Annotated in this window: 12 protein-coding genes; 3 read left to right on the top strand and 9 right to left on the bottom strand. The window is 52.2% G+C overall.

All coding sequences use genetic code 11. The features are described from left to right. Positions 1 to 85: 85 nt before the first annotated feature. The 7 genes from ACO2Q8_RS03245 to ACO2Q8_RS03275 form a co-directional block, all read right to left on the bottom strand. Positions 86 to 829 (bottom strand): 3-keto-disaccharide hydrolase, encoded by a 744-nt coding sequence (locus tag ACO2Q8_RS03245; protein WP_423343346.1) that lies wholly within the window; start codon positions 827 to 829, stop codon positions 86 to 88. A 99-nt stretch (positions 830 to 928) separates the two neighbouring features. Beyond that, positions 929 to 1861 (bottom strand): sugar phosphate isomerase/epimerase family protein, encoded by a 933-nt coding sequence (locus ACO2Q8_RS03250; RefSeq protein WP_423343698.1) that lies wholly within the window; start codon positions 1859 to 1861, stop codon positions 929 to 931. Positions 1862 to 2011: 150 nt separating this feature from the next. Further along, the gene (locus ACO2Q8_RS03255; RefSeq protein WP_423343347.1) at positions 2012 to 3715 is read right to left on the bottom strand and encodes a RagB/SusD family nutrient uptake outer membrane protein; all 1704 of its coding nucleotides are present in this window, start codon (positions 3713 to 3715) and stop codon (positions 2012 to 2014) included. Between the two features lie 44 nt (positions 3716 to 3759). Next, positions 3760 to 6927 carry a SusC/RagA family TonB-linked outer membrane protein gene (locus ACO2Q8_RS03260; protein ID WP_423343348.1) on the bottom strand — a complete coding sequence of 1056 codons (3168 nt, stop codon included), beginning with the start codon at positions 6925 to 6927 and terminating at the stop codon, positions 3760 to 3762. A gap of 87 nt (positions 6928 to 7014) precedes the next feature. After that, complete coding sequence (locus ACO2Q8_RS03265; protein WP_423343349.1) at positions 7015 to 7836, bottom strand: FecR domain-containing protein; 822 nt, start codon at positions 7834 to 7836, stop codon at positions 7015 to 7017. 234 nt (positions 7837 to 8070) lie between these two features. Next, positions 8071 to 8931, bottom strand: coding sequence for a CAP domain-containing protein (locus ACO2Q8_RS03270; RefSeq protein ID WP_423343350.1), 861 nt, complete (start codon positions 8929 to 8931; stop codon positions 8071 to 8073). 78 nt (positions 8932 to 9009) lie between these two features. Further along, on the bottom strand, positions 9010 to 10437 hold the full coding sequence (locus ACO2Q8_RS03275) for a T9SS type A sorting domain-containing protein (RefSeq protein ID WP_423343351.1): 1428 nt from the start codon (positions 10435 to 10437) through the stop codon (positions 9010 to 9012). A 234-nt stretch (positions 10438 to 10671) separates the two neighbouring features. Between ACO2Q8_RS03275 and ACO2Q8_RS03280 the strand changes: the two genes are divergently transcribed. Beyond that, positions 10672 to 12354 carry an AMP-binding protein gene (locus ACO2Q8_RS03280; protein WP_423343352.1) on the top strand — a complete coding sequence of 561 codons (1683 nt, stop codon included), beginning with the start codon at positions 10672 to 10674 and terminating at the stop codon, positions 12352 to 12354. A gap of 181 nt (positions 12355 to 12535) precedes the next feature. Here ACO2Q8_RS03280 and ACO2Q8_RS03285 read toward each other — a convergent pair whose 3' ends face one another. Next, complete coding sequence (locus ACO2Q8_RS03285) at positions 12536 to 12943, bottom strand: hypothetical protein (protein ID WP_423343353.1); 408 nt, start codon at positions 12941 to 12943, stop codon at positions 12536 to 12538. A gap of 439 nt (positions 12944 to 13382) precedes the next feature. Next, on the bottom strand, positions 13383 to 14294 hold the full coding sequence (locus ACO2Q8_RS03290) for a nucleotidyltransferase family protein (RefSeq protein ID WP_423343354.1): 912 nt from the start codon (positions 14292 to 14294) through the stop codon (positions 13383 to 13385). Positions 14295 to 14544: 250 nt separating this feature from the next. Here ACO2Q8_RS03290 and ACO2Q8_RS03295 point away from each other — a divergent pair, with 250 nt between their 5' ends. Together ACO2Q8_RS03295 and hppD are read left to right on the top strand one after the other, a co-directional pair. After that, entirely contained in the window at positions 14545 to 15723 is a 1179-nt protein-coding gene (locus ACO2Q8_RS03295; RefSeq protein ID WP_423343355.1) for a homogentisate 1,2-dioxygenase, read from the top strand. 102 nt (positions 15724 to 15825) lie between these two features. Continuing rightward, entirely contained in the window at positions 15826 to 16947 is a 1122-nt protein-coding gene (hppD, locus tag ACO2Q8_RS03300) for a 4-hydroxyphenylpyruvate dioxygenase (RefSeq protein WP_423343356.1), read from the top strand. The last annotated feature ends 31 nt before the right edge of the window (positions 16948 to 16978 follow it).

Raw genomic sequence — 16978 nt, forward strand, 5'->3', positions numbered from 1 at the left:
CTTTAGTCCGTGTGAGTTTATATTACCAAAATGATGGGATTAACTCACACGGACTAAAGTCCGTGGGTACGTCACCCAAAACATCCTACAGTTGCTTGATCTTCATATTCCGGAACGAAACCCGGTCGCCGTGATCCTGGAGCAGGATGTGTCCTTTGGGCGCTTCGCCAAACCGCCCGTGGGCGTTGTACGACGACGCTTTGTATTTGCTCTGGGCCACCAAATTCCGGAAAGCCTCACTTCCCCGCTCGTATTCCACCACTTTTTTCCCATTCAGCCAATGTTCCACGTGACTGCCTTTGGAAACAATCCGGGACTGGTTCCATTCGCCGATCGGATTCACTTTCTTGTCTTTGGCCGGAATCAGGTCGTAGAGCGATCCCACGGTCCGGTTGCCATCCCGACCCATTTTCGCATCCGGGTGTTTGTCGTCGTCCAGTACCTGGTATTCCAGCCCATAGGCCGATCCCGACGGTTTGGGTTTGTGTTCTTCGACGAAATACTTGAGTCCGCTGTTGGCTCCTTCGGTCAGCTTGAATTCAAACATCAGGTCAAAATCGCCGTACTCGCCTTCGGTCACAATGTCGCCGTAGTGCGTCGACTCCGACCCGTCGGTTTTGGTGATCGACAGCGTTCCGTCTTCAATCACCCAGCCTTTGGCCGGGAACGCGTCTTTGTAAGCGCCCCGCCAGCCTTTGGAGGTCTTGCCGTCGAACAGTAATTGCCAGCCTTCTTTTTTTTCCTTCGCGGTCAGCGTGTTGGGGGCCTGCGGTTTCTCAGCGGCCATCAGCCCAATCCCTAAAACCGCCGTTATCAAGAATGTTTTCATAGTTGTAATTCCCTGATAACCTCTGATGTACTCTGATTAACCCTGTGGAATAACACAATAAGCTGTTACACAGAGTTGATCAGAGTAAATCAGAGAGTATCAGAGTGGGAAATTGAGTGTTTTGGTGATGTATTCTTTGTTGATTTGCGCGCATTGCAGGGGTGTTTTGTTCGGGTCGGGAACCCCATCGAGTTCCACCACGCCCCAGCCTTTGAACTTGATCTTGTCCAGAGCCGCAAACACCGCCGGAACGTCGACGTTGCCCTGCCCCAGTTCGACGAATTTGTACGCTTTTGGATTATCCGGTTTTTCCGGCAACGGGCTTTTCGTGTCCTTCAGGTGCAGGGTGTGCAGGATGTCTTTGTATTGCACAACGGCTTTGGCCGGGTCGCCCCCGCCCTGCTTGTAGTGCGCAATGTCGAGCAGTAACCGGACGTACTTGGGGTTCATGGCCTGTACCAGCACATCGACCTCCTCGGGCGTTTCCCCCCACTGGTTCATGTGGTTGTGGTAGGTGGCCTGCACGCCCAGATCGGCGGTTTGTTTGCCGATTTCGTTCATGACCTTTGCCAGCGTTTTCAACTCGTCTGTAGTAGGAGCCTGACCGCCTTTGCGCAGGCTGTTGGTCATCTGAAACGCCGAACCGCCCAGGGCCTTCACAAAACTGGCGTGGGCCACGTGCATATCGACCGTACTCTGAAACTTCGCCGGATCTACTTCCACGTTTCCACTCGAAAACATCGCCAGTTGCAGCCGGTGCTGATCCAGCAGGGCTTTAAGCTCCGACGGTTTGGCTTTGTAGGGCCCGAAGGTATTCGCCCGCAATTGAATACCTTTATACCCAAGGGACGAAATATCCTCAATGGCTTTGACGGTTTGCGCATCGGCATTCCCCCAGGTAATGCCCGAATAGCCGATTTTCAGGCCCGATTTTTTAGCGGTTTCGGCCAGCAGATTGGTTTTTGTCGATAGAGCGAGCGCGGACAAACCGGTCGCAGCAAGAAACTGGCGTCTGTTTACGGTATTCTTTATCATTAATTTGTCCAATTGACAGCACGTTTTATAGGTGAATGGTTTCCATGTAAGAAGAAGGCATCCTGATGAATCTACTCAGCGGGTCAACAAACAGACAAGCCCCGAACCGTCTTACGTGTTCGGGGCTTGAATAATATACAAGGTATTTTAATAGCCAGGATTCTGAGCAAACACTGATTTACCGTCCGCACCTTTCGCACTCCGGTCAATCTGGGTCTGGGGAATCGGACGCAATACGTGATAATCCTTGATATTGACGGCCGCCTGCGGATTGTGTTTCTTCACCCGGTCGATCAACATATTCCAGCGTTTCAGATCCAGCCAACGCATTTGCTCACCGGCCAACTCACGGGCACGTTCCTCCATGATCGTTTCCATCGTCAGGTTTTGTGCCGTTAACAGCATAGCCTCTTTCTTGCCCGGCCAACCCGCGCGATAGCGCACCGCATTGATGGCCGCAACTGCATCGGCAACATTACCGGATTGCAATGACGCTTCGGCCAGCATCAGATACACGTCGGCCAACCGGAACACATAGTAGTCACGGCTACCAGCCTCATACGTTAAATCCGGCCGCTTTGTATCGAAGAATTTTTGCAGCGTTGGAAACAGGGCTTCGTTATACGCGCTGGGCACCAGCACCTGGTATTTCTTGGCCGCCCGCTGCGCTTTCGTCCATTCCACCCCAGGGATAAAGATGGCCGTGTCGCCAGCCGCAAACGATACCTTGGTTTTCGAGTCATCGAACGAGGCCGCATTCAGGTTGGTCCCCGGGTTGTTGCTAAGCCAGGTATCGCGGAATGTTTTCTTGTAACGCGAATCGTTGGTCCGGTCGGCAAAAACCGTATTCAGCAGGTAATTGGTAGGCCGTAGGCGCTTGAACGGACGCCCGTAAAACACATCGCGCTTCATACCCGGCTGAACGTCGTATTGCATTCCAAAGAAAAGGTGCAGGTTGTTGCCCCCGTTAACCGCGCCAGTGTTGTTGGTCAGGTTCGTCAATGGGTCTGACGTATATTGCACCGCAAACACTACCTCCGTATTAAGCTGATTGTTCTCATCGAACACACTGGCAAAATCATCCAGCAATTTGTAGCCATAGGCAGTCGTCACGTTTTTACACAGGGCCGCAGCCTTGGTAAAATCGTCGGCGGCTTTGGAAGTTGAATAAGCTTTTGTCAGGTAAACTTTCGCCAGCAGGGTTTCGGCATGCGGTTTTGTCGCCCGGCCATAGTCCGCCGATTGCGCTTTGGCTTCCAAGTCCGTAATAGCTTCGGTCAGGTCTTTAATGATGGCCGTATACATTTCAGCATCCGTTGCCCGCTTCGTTTCCTTAGTCGGAACGACGGTTTCAGAAAGCCGCAGGTCGACGCCACCCCACTGCATAAACAGCAGGTAATAATAGTGGGCCCTCAAAAACTTGGCTTCGGCAACCCGGAGTTTCTTAGTAGCCTCGGCAATGCCCGTCACGTTGGGAGCGCGTTCGATGATGGCATTGCAGGTGTTGATCCCCCGGTATAACTCGTCCCAGGTGTTGATTAAATAGTCAACCGTGGGGTTCAACTGACCATCGTAGTAGTGAAAGCCTTTGTAGCCTCCATCGGCACCGGTCGCGTAAATATCCGTTCCATACTCAGACATGGTCAGCCCCTGTTGGCTGCCGTAGTAATACCGAAGCGTCGAATAAGCCGCTTTGACGGCATCTTCAAAGCCCTTCGTCGTGTTCATGTAATTGTTGCCGATTCCGGAAACGACTTCTTCGTCCAGCACATCTTTACATGACTGGCTGACTAGCAACATAGTTGCCAAGCCAGCGATTCGTATTGAGTTTTTTATCGTTTTAAGCTTCATTGGTTCTAATGGCTAAAAATTTGGATGTCGGTTTTGTCTTCTGATCAGAAACGGACGTTCACGCCGAAGGTGGTAACAGAAGTGGCTGGCACGATACCGGTTTCGCTCAGGGCCAGACCCGTTGTTTCGGGGTCAACACCGTTATACTTGCTCCGGTATTTCGACCAGATGAACGGTTGCTGAATGCTGGTATACACCCGCAGCGACTCCATTCCCAACTTTTTAGCGATGGCTGGGCTAAAGTTATAGCCCAGGTTGATGTTCCGAAGTTTCACGAACGTTCCATCGAAATACGAGATCGTCGTGTTATAAACCGGAAACTCCTGGTTGCTTTTTGGACGAGGGAATTCGTTGGTCGGGTTGTTAGGCGTCCAGTAATCGACTTTGATTTGCTCATACCGGCCAGCCAGGGCGTTCCGGTTGCGGTGGAAATCGCTCCGAATCAGGTTCCCGAAACGCCCAAAGAAGAAAAACGACAGGTCAAATCCCTTGTAGCTCAAGCGGTTGGTGATACCGGCGCTGAATTTAGGCACATCCGAACCAATGATTACCCGGTCGTCGGCCGTGATTCGCCCGTCACCGTTGGTATCCTGGATTTTAATCTGACCGACTTCACTGGCAAATTGCTTTGCCTGATCGGCTTCCGAAGTCTGCCAAATACCTATTTTTTTGTAGTCAAATACTGTGCTCAGGGGCCGTCCGATAAACCAGCCGTTCCCGATGTCGTCGATTTTTCCGTTATAGAGCGACACAATGGCTTCCGTATTCTTCATGAACGTGAAATCGGTCGACCATTTAAAACCGGATGGTGCGTTGATATTATAGGTCGTGAAGCCCAGTTCAATCCCCCGGTTGCGGGTTTCGCCCACGTTGCGCGTTACTGCACCGAATCCGACGGAGCCCGGAAGCTGGTCAGCCAGCAGCAAAGCAGTGGTGTTCGTCTGATACAATTCGAGCGAACCTTGCAGACGTCCTCTCCAGAAGCTGAAATCAAGCCCAAAGTTGAGGGTGGCCGACGTTTCCCAGCGCAGGTCCGGATTCCCAATCGTACTCGGACGGTATCCAAAAGCTGCCGACGTATTCCAGGCATAGGCCGTTCGGCTCAACAGACCCTGAGTTTGGTAGGGAGCCACGGCCGTGTTGCCCACCGAACCATAACCAGCCCGCAGTTTCAACAGGTCGATCCAGGTGATGGGTTTCAGGAAGGGTTCATTGCTGATGTTCCAGCCAAGGGCAACACCCGGAAAATTACCATACTTCGTGTTTTCGCCGAAACGGCTTGAACCATCGCGACGAATCGTAGCCGTGATCAGGTACTTGTCGTTAAAATCGTAGTTAACCCGGGCCATATACGAGTTGATGGTCCACTGCGTCAGTGCGCTGGCCGTTGCCAGGATGGAGCTGGCAGCCCCCAGGTTATAGTACTCCTGTGTTTCGGCCGGTACGCCCTGAACATCCGTCCGGTACGTTTCATAATTGTCTCGCTGGATCGAGTGCAGTAAGGTGACATTCAGGTTGTGTTTCTCCTTGAATGTCTTCGTATACGTAAGAATGTTTTCCAGCGTCCAGTTAAAGCCAAAGCGGTTTTCGTTACTAGCCTGCGCATCACCAAGCTTGCGGGCGTTGGTTTGTGACCCAATAAACCGTCCCCAGCGACCGATCGTGAAATCGGGGCCGAAGTTGACCCGGTATTTCAGACCGTCTATAATTTTCGCTTCTGCATAAATGCTGTTGAAGATGCGGTATTTTTTAGTCTGGTCGATCTGAGCACCGGGTATAATTTCGAACAAGGGGTTGGTAAGCAGTGCATCGTTCGTCGGTGAAAACTTAAGCGTACCGTCGTCGTTGTAGGGAGACGCCAGCGGGTTTTGCTGGATGGTAAACTGATACGGGTTAAGGTTTTCACCATTTCGAACGCTATGCATTACATACGATGAAAGACCCACTTTCAATACGCTGTTGATCTGGTGGTCGATGTTGGCCCGCAGTGAATACCGGGTAAAATCCAGCCCTTCAGAAATCCCTTTATCTTTAAAATAACCGGCTGACACATAAAACTGGGTCCGGTCGCTCCCGCCCTGCACCCCAATGGAGTGATTTTGCATCATGCCGTTTTTCAAAATCAAACTCTGCCAATCCGTGTCGGTTCCGTTGGCAAGGCCATTGGCTACGGCCGGGTCCCCCCCCAATACCGCCACTTTTGAATCAGCGTACGCATCGGCTACTCCCGTGGGAACCGGATTGCCATTGGCATCCTTATAGCCCCCCGTTGCCCGGTACGACTCCCGAACAAACTCGGCAAACTCCGGTCCATTAAACAGTTCGAGTTTGTCCAATGGCCTCGAAACACCGGCATACCCATCATACGATACGGTTGTTTTTCCTTTCTGCGCGCCCCGCTTGGTGGTAATCAGCACAACCCCATTGGCTCCTCTGGCCCCGTATATGGCCGTTGCCGTTGCATCTTTCAATACCTCCATTGAGGCTACATCGCTCGGGTTCATATCTTCATACCCTCCTGCGAGAGGAATTCCGTCGACAACGTAGAGCGGATCGTTACTGGCGCTGAATGAACGACGCCCCCGAATCCGAATGGTGGGTACCGTGCCCGGTTTCGATCCTGTTTGCGTTACATCGACCCCGGCCGCACGCCCCTGCAAAGCCTGTCCGAGGTTTGTGATCGGCATTTCCTGAATCTCCTTCGCTGTAACCTGGGTGATAGCCCCGGTCAACTGACTCTTTTTCTGCGTACCATACCCAACCACGACGACTTCATTCAGCGTCCGGTCATCCGCTTTTAGTGAAATAGTAAGCGTAGTACGCGTACCGGCGGTTATTTCCTGCGAAATAAAACCGACCGATGAAAAAACCAGCACCGCATCATTGCTTGGAATGGCCAGGCGGTATTTACCTTCGGCATCGGTCGTAGTCCCGCGCGTTGAGCCCTTAACGGCGATGTTGACGCCCGGCAGCGGGGTATTGTCTTCTGAGGATAATACCTGACCCGAAATCGTCCGTTCTTGAAGCGCCGGATCGATCACCCGGGCCGAATACCTGAGGGCGTTCGTTGCGTAAGCGGCCAGTGGACCTTCGGCGGCCTGCACGGACAAACTACTTGCCAGCAAACCGGCCAAACCGCAGGCTCCCACCTGGAGCGCGAGCTTGGACCGGCTACGCCGGGCTGCGTGAGAGATGGTAAGTGTCTTATTCATTCTGATAGAGATTGGTTGGTTTAATTTAGACTTATATAAGTAATAGAGATTGGATTGTGCTTTTTTGCAGGGGTGTATACGTTACCCCTAACTCTCTGTTACCAGATGGCCCCCTGTGTTCAAAAACGAGGTTTTGTGCTGCACGGAAAGGGAAGTCGGAATCTCGACAGACTCGCCCGGTTTCATCTCAATTACCTGGGGACGGTCGTTGAGCATCAATTTAATTTTACCGGCAGAAAGGACCACCCGCGTCCCTTTTTTTCGTTGCGATACGTTAAACCGGGTGCCCTGCACTTCAACCGTCAGACTCGTAGTATGAACCCGGAACTTGCTGCCATCGCCGGAACCAGGACGTTCGGCGACCGTAAAAAAAGCTTCCCCTTCGAGCCAGACGGCCCGGGGCACGTCTTCCGACCACACGCGGGCAAACCGGATCTGGCTGTCGCCAATCAGTTTCACCAACGTTCCGTCGGGCAGTTTAACGGTTTTAGCAACTCCGTGTGGGGTCCGGACAGTCTCCATCGCGTGTGACCACTGCATCCAGAGTACCCAGCCAATGAACAGCACGATACCGGCGGCTGCGCTTACCCAGCGGAAAATATACCAGTTTGTCACCCAGCTCTGAATCTCGGGTTGCAGCGGCTGCAACTCCGGCATTTCCTGAATCGACGACCGGATTCGGCCCCACAACGATACCACTTCATCGGCTTCCAGCGGCCGCGATACCGGATTCGACGCCAGCCGAACCAGATCACGGGCGAATTCAACAACTTCAACTTTATCCGGATGGTGAGCTAACCAACCCTCCCAAAACGCCGAAACTTCGGCGTCATCAGGATGTTGAACCCACCGAATAAACAATTCATCAGCGGCTAACTCCTCGGCAGTGTAGGCGGAGAAGTGTTTCATTTAGTATTTTTTGTAGATAAAGTTTACTAAGGCATAAAAGAAGCTCATCGTGGTGTTCTACTTGTCCTATTTTTAAAATTCGATCAGAACCGTTTTTATATTTTGCATTTTATGGACAAAATTTAGACCGTTTTTAAGAACAAAGTAAAAATTAATGTCGATTGATCTACGGGAGTAGATTCCGGGAAGTGGCAGAAAAAATCAACCAATCTGATTCTGGGTGAAGCAACAGTTTTAGGGGCGGGAATAAGAGCAGTCGGGAGCCGGATCGACCAGGTTCATGACCACCACATGGCCCACACGCTGATAACCCGGGATTTTGGTGCAGGGGCTGTAGTCGGCTCGGGTAGACAGGCCAACTCCCAAAAAGCCTTCGCTGGTGGTTGCTCCCCGGTTGTTGTGAAAGCCTTGCCCACCAGAAGCATCCCGGTCCTGAATCAGCAGGGTCTCGCGATGGCCCCAGGCCACGACGGCATCCTGATACAACCAGGAAAAAATGGCCTGTTCCACCAGGAAGGGCGGAAGGGCCAAAACCGGTTTGTCGCTGGCGTAGTAGCAGAACATGTAAATATTTTCGGCCCGCGCCATGAATTCAGCGCATTTTTCACCAAAAACCGACTGAGCCGTAATCCGTTGCAGGGCCGTCTGACCATTATGGCTGGTATGGCCGAAAAAATGATGTGCTGTCATATCCGACGCATGCCCCTGTGCCACGGCATTCAGATGCGTTTCCAGACTTTCCAGCGGAAGGCCCAGTGCTTTTCCAGTCTCGTAACTGACGCCCGCCCGGGCGGTGCGCTCGCTGTTGATCAGCCATAGAGCCCGGTCGGCGGCTGACAGGGTGGTGTAATTCTCCGGGAAGGACAAGACACCCAGCCTATTGGCGGGTAATTTCATCTGCTTTTCCTCCTGCCGCCGGGCAAAGTTGAAGGACATAACCACCTGCGCCGGAGTATCGAAAACCGGAAAACCGTTGGGCGCGCTCGTGTAGACCGGATCCTTCGGCAATTTCACATCAGCCTTCAGGTTTTTCGGCGATTGACCCAATACCAGCGCCGGTAAGAGCGTAAAAATCAATAAAAGCGTCTGCATCATTCGGAGGAAAGCTGCCCGCTTCAAGGCTGACAGTTTTCTCAAAATACAGGGGAATTCATTTAAAAGCAAACCGCCGTTCTACTGACTAACCAGAACTCGCAACACTTTTTGCGGTTCTCGTTGATCTCCCAAAACCCTGATCCAATATAAACCGGCCGGGAGCGGGTGGACGGGGGTAACGGTAACCGAATTTCGGGTCGTTGTCGTCCGAATCGGCAGCTCTGTCCCGTTCGTACTAAATAGTTGTAGGTGTATATCGGCATCGGGAGGTGTCCTCAGTGTAAATCGCCCATTCGTGCTCGGATTCGGAAACACAAAAAACTCGTGATCGGCCGATTCCACCGTAACCGCTACTATCTTAGACAGCTCCGTCTGCCCGTTGCCATCAAGTTGGCGCAACCGGTAGTAATAGGTTTCACCGACCATTACCTCCGCATCCGTCCAGCCGTAAGTATTGGTTTCAAAACTGGTTTCTTTCCCGCTGATAAAGCCCACTTTTTCGAAGGATCGGGCATCGCGACTCTTGAGCACCTCGAATCCCTGATTTCCTTCCTCCCAACTGGTCGACCAGCCCAGAACTGCTTTACCCTCCCGGGATGCGCCGGAGAAATAGAGCAGGTGTACCGGTAAGGCATCCGACGTTGTAAACATACAGCTTGCGTCGGCGGTCGGATCGGCAATATTCATCACGACTACATGACCGGCAAAGCTACCCGGGCAGGTATTGGAGTAGCCCCCCACGGAAGTTGAAGCGATACCGATTCCTAAAAAACCCTCACTGGAAGCACTGCCGCGATCGTTGACATAGCCTTGCAATGGTGCGCTCGTATAAATGTCGGTGTTCTGGATCAATAACGCCTTTCGATGGCCCCAGCCAGCCCCCGAATCCCGGTACAGCCAGGAGAAAATCGCCTGTTCGACCAGGAAAGCCGGCGTAGTGCCTGAACCTGTACAGGCAACGTAAATATTTTCGGAATAGCCCATTCCCGACTGACAGTTGGCCGGGTAGGTCGCATTGACCCGGTCGAAGGAGTCGGAACCGCCCGCACCCGTATGCGAAAAAACATTATTGGCGACCAGGTACGACGCGTGATTCTGGGCCGTGTTGATCAATGCGCTTTCAGTTGCCTCGAGTGGAAGCCCCTGAACAGCCGTAGTTCCCGGATAGGTAATACCCGCCCGCGCTATCCGTTCCTGATTGATGAGGTACAAAGCCCGGTCGTTCGGTGAAAAGGAAGTATAATTAGCCGGAAGCGTCAAATTTCCCAGGCTATTGGCGGGTAATCCCAATTGGGTTTCTTCTGCGCGTCGGGCGGCATTAATGGCCGCAATGATTTGTGCTGTGCTCGAAAAAAAAGCGCTTGGCGCGAAATCTGTCTGGGCTGGAGCAGTCAGCGCGATATTTGTTGACAAATTGGTTGGAGATTGGGCGAAACCGCTGATTCCGAGCGAAAGAAGAAGACAGCCTACGAATAGATACCGGGTCATCTGGAAAGTTCTTTTCATAAAAACACAACTAGTTGGGTAAAGCAGCGCAGAATTATACGCTATTCTTTGTTTTGAGACTGGACTGACCAAAAGAGGTAACCGGTTTATACTGAATAATTTGAAATTATTTCCCTGAAATCCCTCTAGAGCGAAAAATCAGGTACCTACGCTAATTAATTCCGCTTTAACTACAATTATTTCAAAAACAAATACTATTTTACCTTTTTCTTATCGCAGCCTTTATTGATTCACATGAACACGTTACGCTCTGATTTTCAGAAAGGGCAGACGCTGCTTGACTATTTTTATTATTGGGAACGCCAGCAGCCCAATAAGGTCTATCTGCGTCAGCCCATTGGCAGCCGATACCGCGATTACACCTGGCGCGAAGTCGGAAGGCAGGCGCGTACGCTGGCATCGTATCTTAACTCGCTTGGTCTTCCCCCGAAAAGCAATATTGGACTCCTGTCTAAAAACTGTGCACACTGGATCATCGCCGATCTGGCGATTCTGCTCAGCGGCCACGTTTCGGTTCCTCTTTACCCCACCTTAACCGCAAAGCAATTGCGGCAGGTGCTGGATCACAGTGGTTGCCGGGTTATGTTTGTCGGTATCCTGGACAAATGGCCAGAGATGAAAACCGGCGTTCCCCAGTTCGTCCATTGCATTGCGTTTCCATCGACAAAAGCGCCGGAAACGGATCAGAAGCATTGGGATACGATTTTGGGTCAGTACCAACCCATGACGGATAATCCGCAGCCCCATTCGGAAGATTTGTTCACAATCATTTACACCTCCGGCACGACCGACAATCCCAAGGGCGTCATGTTGACTTATAAGGCGATGATCAGCGCCATCGACGCCACGAAACCGCTCATGCGGGTCGATGAACCAGAATCCCGCTTTTTTTCGTATTTGCCACTTTGCCACGTGGCCGAGCGGAACCTGGTGGAAGCCCTGAGCCTGATTACGGGTGGAACGGTGTACTTCGTGGAGTCGATGGCGACGTTTGCCCAGAATCTGGCGACGGCCCGGCCCACGCATTTTCTCGGGGTGCCGCGCGTCTGGTCAAAATTTCAGCAGAACATTCTCGCTAAAATTCCACAAAACCGCCTGGATCGGTTGCTGACGATTCCGCTGGTGAGCGGACTGGTGAAGCGAAGTCTGCGCTCAGCTCTGGGGCTAAACAATGCCCGACTGATCCTGACCGGTGCGGCCCCGACTCCCGTCGCGATTATCCAATGGTTCCGGCAATTAGGCATTCGGATTCAGGAAGCCTACGGCATGACCGAAAACCTCGGCGTCGTATCGGTGATGCCCGCCGACGCCGTGAAAGATGGCACCGTCGGGAAAGTGTATCCCGGAATGGACGTGAAATTCGATCCGGCAACGGGCGAGTTACTCACCCGCTCGGACTGGTGTATGAGTGGCTATTTTAGAGAACCGACCCTGACATCGGCCACGCTGGATACCGACGGCTGGCTCCACACCGGCGACATCGGCCGACTTGACGATGAAGGTTACCTGATGATTACCGGCCGGGTGAAGGAGGTTTACAAAACCACAAAAGGAGAGTTTGTAGCTCCGGCTCAGATCGAAACAAGTCTGGCCGAAAATGCCTTTGTCTATCAGATTTGTGTCGCGGTTCAGCAGCTTCCGGAACCGATTGCGCTAATTGTACTGTCGGAAACCGGTCAGAAAGCCGATAAAGCCGAAGTTTCACAAAGCCTCGAGAAAACGCTGAGTACGCTCAACCCCAACCTGCATACCTATCAACGCGTCAAAAAAGCCGTGATTGTGAAAGACCCCTGGACAGTTGACAACGACATGATGACACCCTCACTAAAAATCAAGCGAAGAATCATCGAATCGCGCTACCAGCCCCACCTCCAGCCCTGGCTCGAACGGGAAGAAACGGTGATCTGGGAAGGATGAAGGGAGTTAAGAATTAAGAGTTAAGAGTTGCGCTGCCTCAATGGAATAGAATGCGTCAGCCAACTCTTAACTCTTAATTCTTAATTCTTTGTAAACGCAGCAAGGCCGGTTGAAAAACCGGCCTTGCTGCGTTTACAAAGTGGACGAGTATTAGCGGGCGAGAGCGGAGAGCCCGGAAGGCTTAGTTCCGCGCCAGAACCACACGGCTAACCTGGGTTTTGATGGCGAATGATTGCGAAACCCGCTCTTTGCCGTAAGAAACTTCGATGGCATATTGACCGTCGGCCAATTGCGACAGGTCGAACACACGGCCTAGCTGGTCTTTTTTGCTCAGCGTACCGTTGTACAATTTGTTGTTCGAATCGTCGACGATCGAAACAACCACTTTCTCATCAACCGGTTGGTTGAGCGTCACTTTGAATTTCAGGTTACCCACTTCCCGGATCGATACCGAGTTGGTTTTCGTTTCGGCTTTCGGGCCGTCCAGCACCCGGGCGTTAGCAGTTGAAGGCGCTACGGCCAGGAAAGAAGTTGCGGCCAGCATCGCCAGGCCCAACGTTACGGTATTGTTAACAAAATTCGCTTTCATAATCTTTCTTAAGGTTGTATTCAGACTCGTTATAGTACAATAAACAATTTGCTTACCCTACTAAACTCTGGTCATCTACTTTGTTGATGCAAAGTTATAGCACATTGAATTCAAGTCAATTACCGAATTAGTAATACCCTAAAAGTTGTTCATTATTTAAAGCTTAAAATTAGAAAAATACAACATTTTACGGATGTTTACTACTAATACTTTAAAAAGTGAAATGCCGATTTTTCCAAATTTTCGACGGCCTTTATCAAAAAGTACAATCCAATCATTCTGAAATGAAAAAACCGCTGATTTTGGCGATCAGCGGTTTGTAAAAAATATTGCACAAAACCAAGAAATTATCTTATTTTATCCAACTTGTCAATTTTTTAGAGAATTAAAAGTAAAAAAACAGTTAGTCAAACCAAGTCTGACCGTCGTTCGCGGAATATTACCACAAGCGCTCCGGATAGTTCCCGCTGTCGTGCAGTCGTTTCAAGGAAGCCTGAACCAGCGGTTTATCTTCCGGATACGTCACCCCGAACCATTCCGACCGACTGCGGAATACCTGGCACTGGCCCTGTCCGCGCTGAATCAGATTCGTCATGATGGTCGGGATGTAAAACTCGGCTTTGGGCGCATTAAAGTTGGCGCGGGCGTAATCGGTAAACTGTTCCAGTACCAGTGGAAATACCGCCGGTTTGAAGCCCCAGAAGTTCATCGAAACCGGGGTATCGGGGGCCAGGGGTGTTAGGCCGTCGGGTTCTTCAAACACAATCTGTCCGGCGTTTTCCCCTTCGTTTAGCCGGTAAATCTTGGTCCGTTCGATCACCGAAGACAGTGTTTCGTTCGGATTCAGATCGCACACGCCCCGCGAGACCGACCCATGCTCCGACAGCGTATTTTGGATTTCGTAGCCCACCAGCGCATGAAGCTGATCGTCGGTGTTGTCGGTCAGAAATTTTGCCAGGATTTCAAAGGCTTCCTGTCCGTAAAAATCGTCGGCATTGATGATGGCAAACGGCGTGTCGGTTTGCTCCCAGGCGCAGAGCATGGCGTGGCCGGTACCCCAGGGCTTCGTTCGCTGCACCGGTCCCAAATCGTCCGGCACGTACGAATTCAGCGCCTGAATGGCAAAGTCTACCTCTAGTTTGCCTTCCAGCTTCGGCAGAAAAATCTCCTCAAAATCCTTGCGCAACTCTTCGCGAATGATGAAAACGACCTTGCCAAAACCGGCCCGGATGGCGTCGTACAGGGAATAATCGATGATTGTCTCGCCGTTCGGACCAAACTGGTCCAGTTGTTTGATTCCACCGTAGCGGCTGCCAATCCCGGCGGCCAAAATCAGAAGTGTGGGTTGCATCAGGTTCGTTTCGTTGAAAGTTTAGTCCCTTCAGGGGTTTGGGGTATTCGCGGGCAAAAATAAGGAAATGCCGTTTGGCGTCTATCATCCACCCAATTTAATGAGGTTGCAAGCCCCGAAATCCGCAAAATCAGATTATAAGAAAAATAATTATTCAAATTGTTCAATAAAACAAACAAATAGCGTTATAATTGTAAGCAAAACAATAGTTAGTAAAACAAGTTTTTAAGATTATACTTCATCAACCGTTATGCCTTTTTACCACACCCTCGGCCGGATTCCGCCGAAGCGGCACACGCAGTTTGAGAAGCCCCCCGGCGCGGATGGCAAAACCGGCTTGTATTACGAGCAGTTGTTCGGCACAATCGGTTTTGAGGGCATGTCGTCGCTGCTCTATCACATCCACCGGCCCACGATGGTGAAAGCCGTGCTGGAGAGCGTGGACGCAACGCCCGTGGTGGCCGTCGACAAAAACATGCTTTCCCGCAAATTGCTGGGCTTCAACCTGGAACCGTCGCCCGGCGATGCCGTGGAAAGCCGCGTGCCGCTGCTGGTGAATAAGGACGTGATTGTCGGCCTGGCGGCTCCGGGCCGGTCGATGACCGATTCTTTTTACAAAAACGCCGACGCCGACGAACTGCTGTTCGTCCACCGGGGGGCGGGGCGGCTGCGGACACTGCTGGGCACGATTCCGTTTGCCTACGGCGATTACCTCGTCATTCCGCGCGGCATGATTTACCAGCTTGAGTTTGACGAAGGCCCGCAAGCCCGGCTGCTGTACGTGGAGTCGCATTCACCGATTTACACCCCCAAACGCTACCGCAACCAGTTCGGGCAGTTGCTCGAACATTCGCCCTTCTGCGAACGCGACATCAAGCGCCCGCAGGAGCTCGAAACACACGACGAAACCGGCGATTTTCTGATCAAAATCAAGAAGCAGGGTGCCCTGCATTCGCTGGTGTATGCCACGCATCCGTTCGACGTGGTGGGCTGGGACGGCTACAATTTCCCGTACGGTTTTTCGATTTTCAATTTTGAACCGATCACGGGCCGCGTTCACCAGCCGCCCCCGGTCCACCAGACGTTCCAGACCGATGCCTTCGTGGTTTGCTCGTTCTGCCCCCGGCTGTACGACTACCACCCGAAGGCCATTCCGGCCCCGTACAACCACTCGAACATCGACTCCGACGAGGTGATCTACTACGTCGACGGCGATTTTATGAGTCGTAACGACATTGCGCCGGGGCACATCACGCTGCATCCGGGCGGGATTCCGCACGGGCCGCACCCCGGCGCGATGGAACGGAGCATCGGCAAGAAAGAGACCCATGAATACGCCGTGATGGTCGACACCTTCCGGCCCCTGATGCTGACCGATGCCGCCTTGAAATTGGATGACGGAAACTACTACCAATCCTGGCTCGAATAACCCTCCGCTTAACTCTGTTTTTCTCCGCTAAACTCTGCGAAACAATCTTAAAAGCTATTTCGCGGAGGTTAGCAAAGAAGAGCGGAGATAAATCAACAAACGATGGAAGCACTTGAAATGATTGAACAGGACGTGGCGGACTTTTTGCCCCTGAACGGAACCGATTACATTGAACTCTACGTTGCCAACGCCCTGCAATCGGCACATTATTTTCAGACAGCGTTTGGCTTTCAGCCACTGGCCCACGCGGGGCTCGAAACCGGCTGGCGCGACCGCGAATCGTACGTAGTGGTGCAGGGCAAAATCCGGCTGGTGCTGACCTCGCCCCTCCACGGCGGCACCGCCATCGGCCAGCACATCGACAAACACGGCGATGGTGTCCGGGTGGTGGCGCTATGGGTCGATGACGCCACGAAAGCCTACGAAGAAACCACCCGCCGGGGTGCTGTTCCGTTTCTGAAACCGACCCGCGAGGAAGACGAACACGGTTTTGTGGTTCGATCGGGCATTCACACCTACGGCGATACGGTCCACATTTTTGTCGAACGCACTGACTACGAAGGTGTTTTCCTGCCGGGGTTTCAGCCTTGGCATCCCGAAAACCGCCCGGCCGACGTGGGATTGCAGTACGTCGATCATATGGTCGGTAACGTCGGCTGGAATGAGATGAACACCTGGGTGAATTTTTACGCCAACGTCATGGGTTTCAAACAGTTGGTTTCGTTCGACGACAAGGACATTTCGACCGACTACACGGCCCTGATGAGCAAGGTGATGAGCAACGGCAACGGACGCATTAAATTCCCGATCAACGAACCAGCCGAAGGCAAAAAGAAGTCGCAAGTGGAGGAATACCTCGATTTCTACGGTGGACCAGGCGTGCAGCACATCGCCGTCGCGACGAACGACATTGTCAAAACCGTCACGGACCTGCGCAGCCGCAACGTGGAGTTTTTGAAAGTGCCGGACGCCTACTACGACGATTTGCTCGACCGCGTTGGGCAGATCGACGAGGAGATCAACGCCCTGCGGTCGCTCGGCATTCTGGTCGACCGCGACGACGAAGGCTACCTGCTCCAGATTTTCACGAAACCGGTCGGCCCGCGCCCGACGCTGTTTTTCGAGATCATTCAGCGCAAAGGGGCCAAATCCTTCGGAAAAGGCAATTTCAAAGCCCTCTTCGAAGCGATTGAGCACGAACAGGAACTCCGGGGAACCCTCTAACTAATTGTGAATGAGCGAATGAGTGATTGAG

This window comes from Larkinella sp. VNQ87 (assembly GCF_049445795.1).
GTDB lineage: Bacteria > Bacteroidota > Bacteroidia > Cytophagales > Spirosomataceae > Larkinella.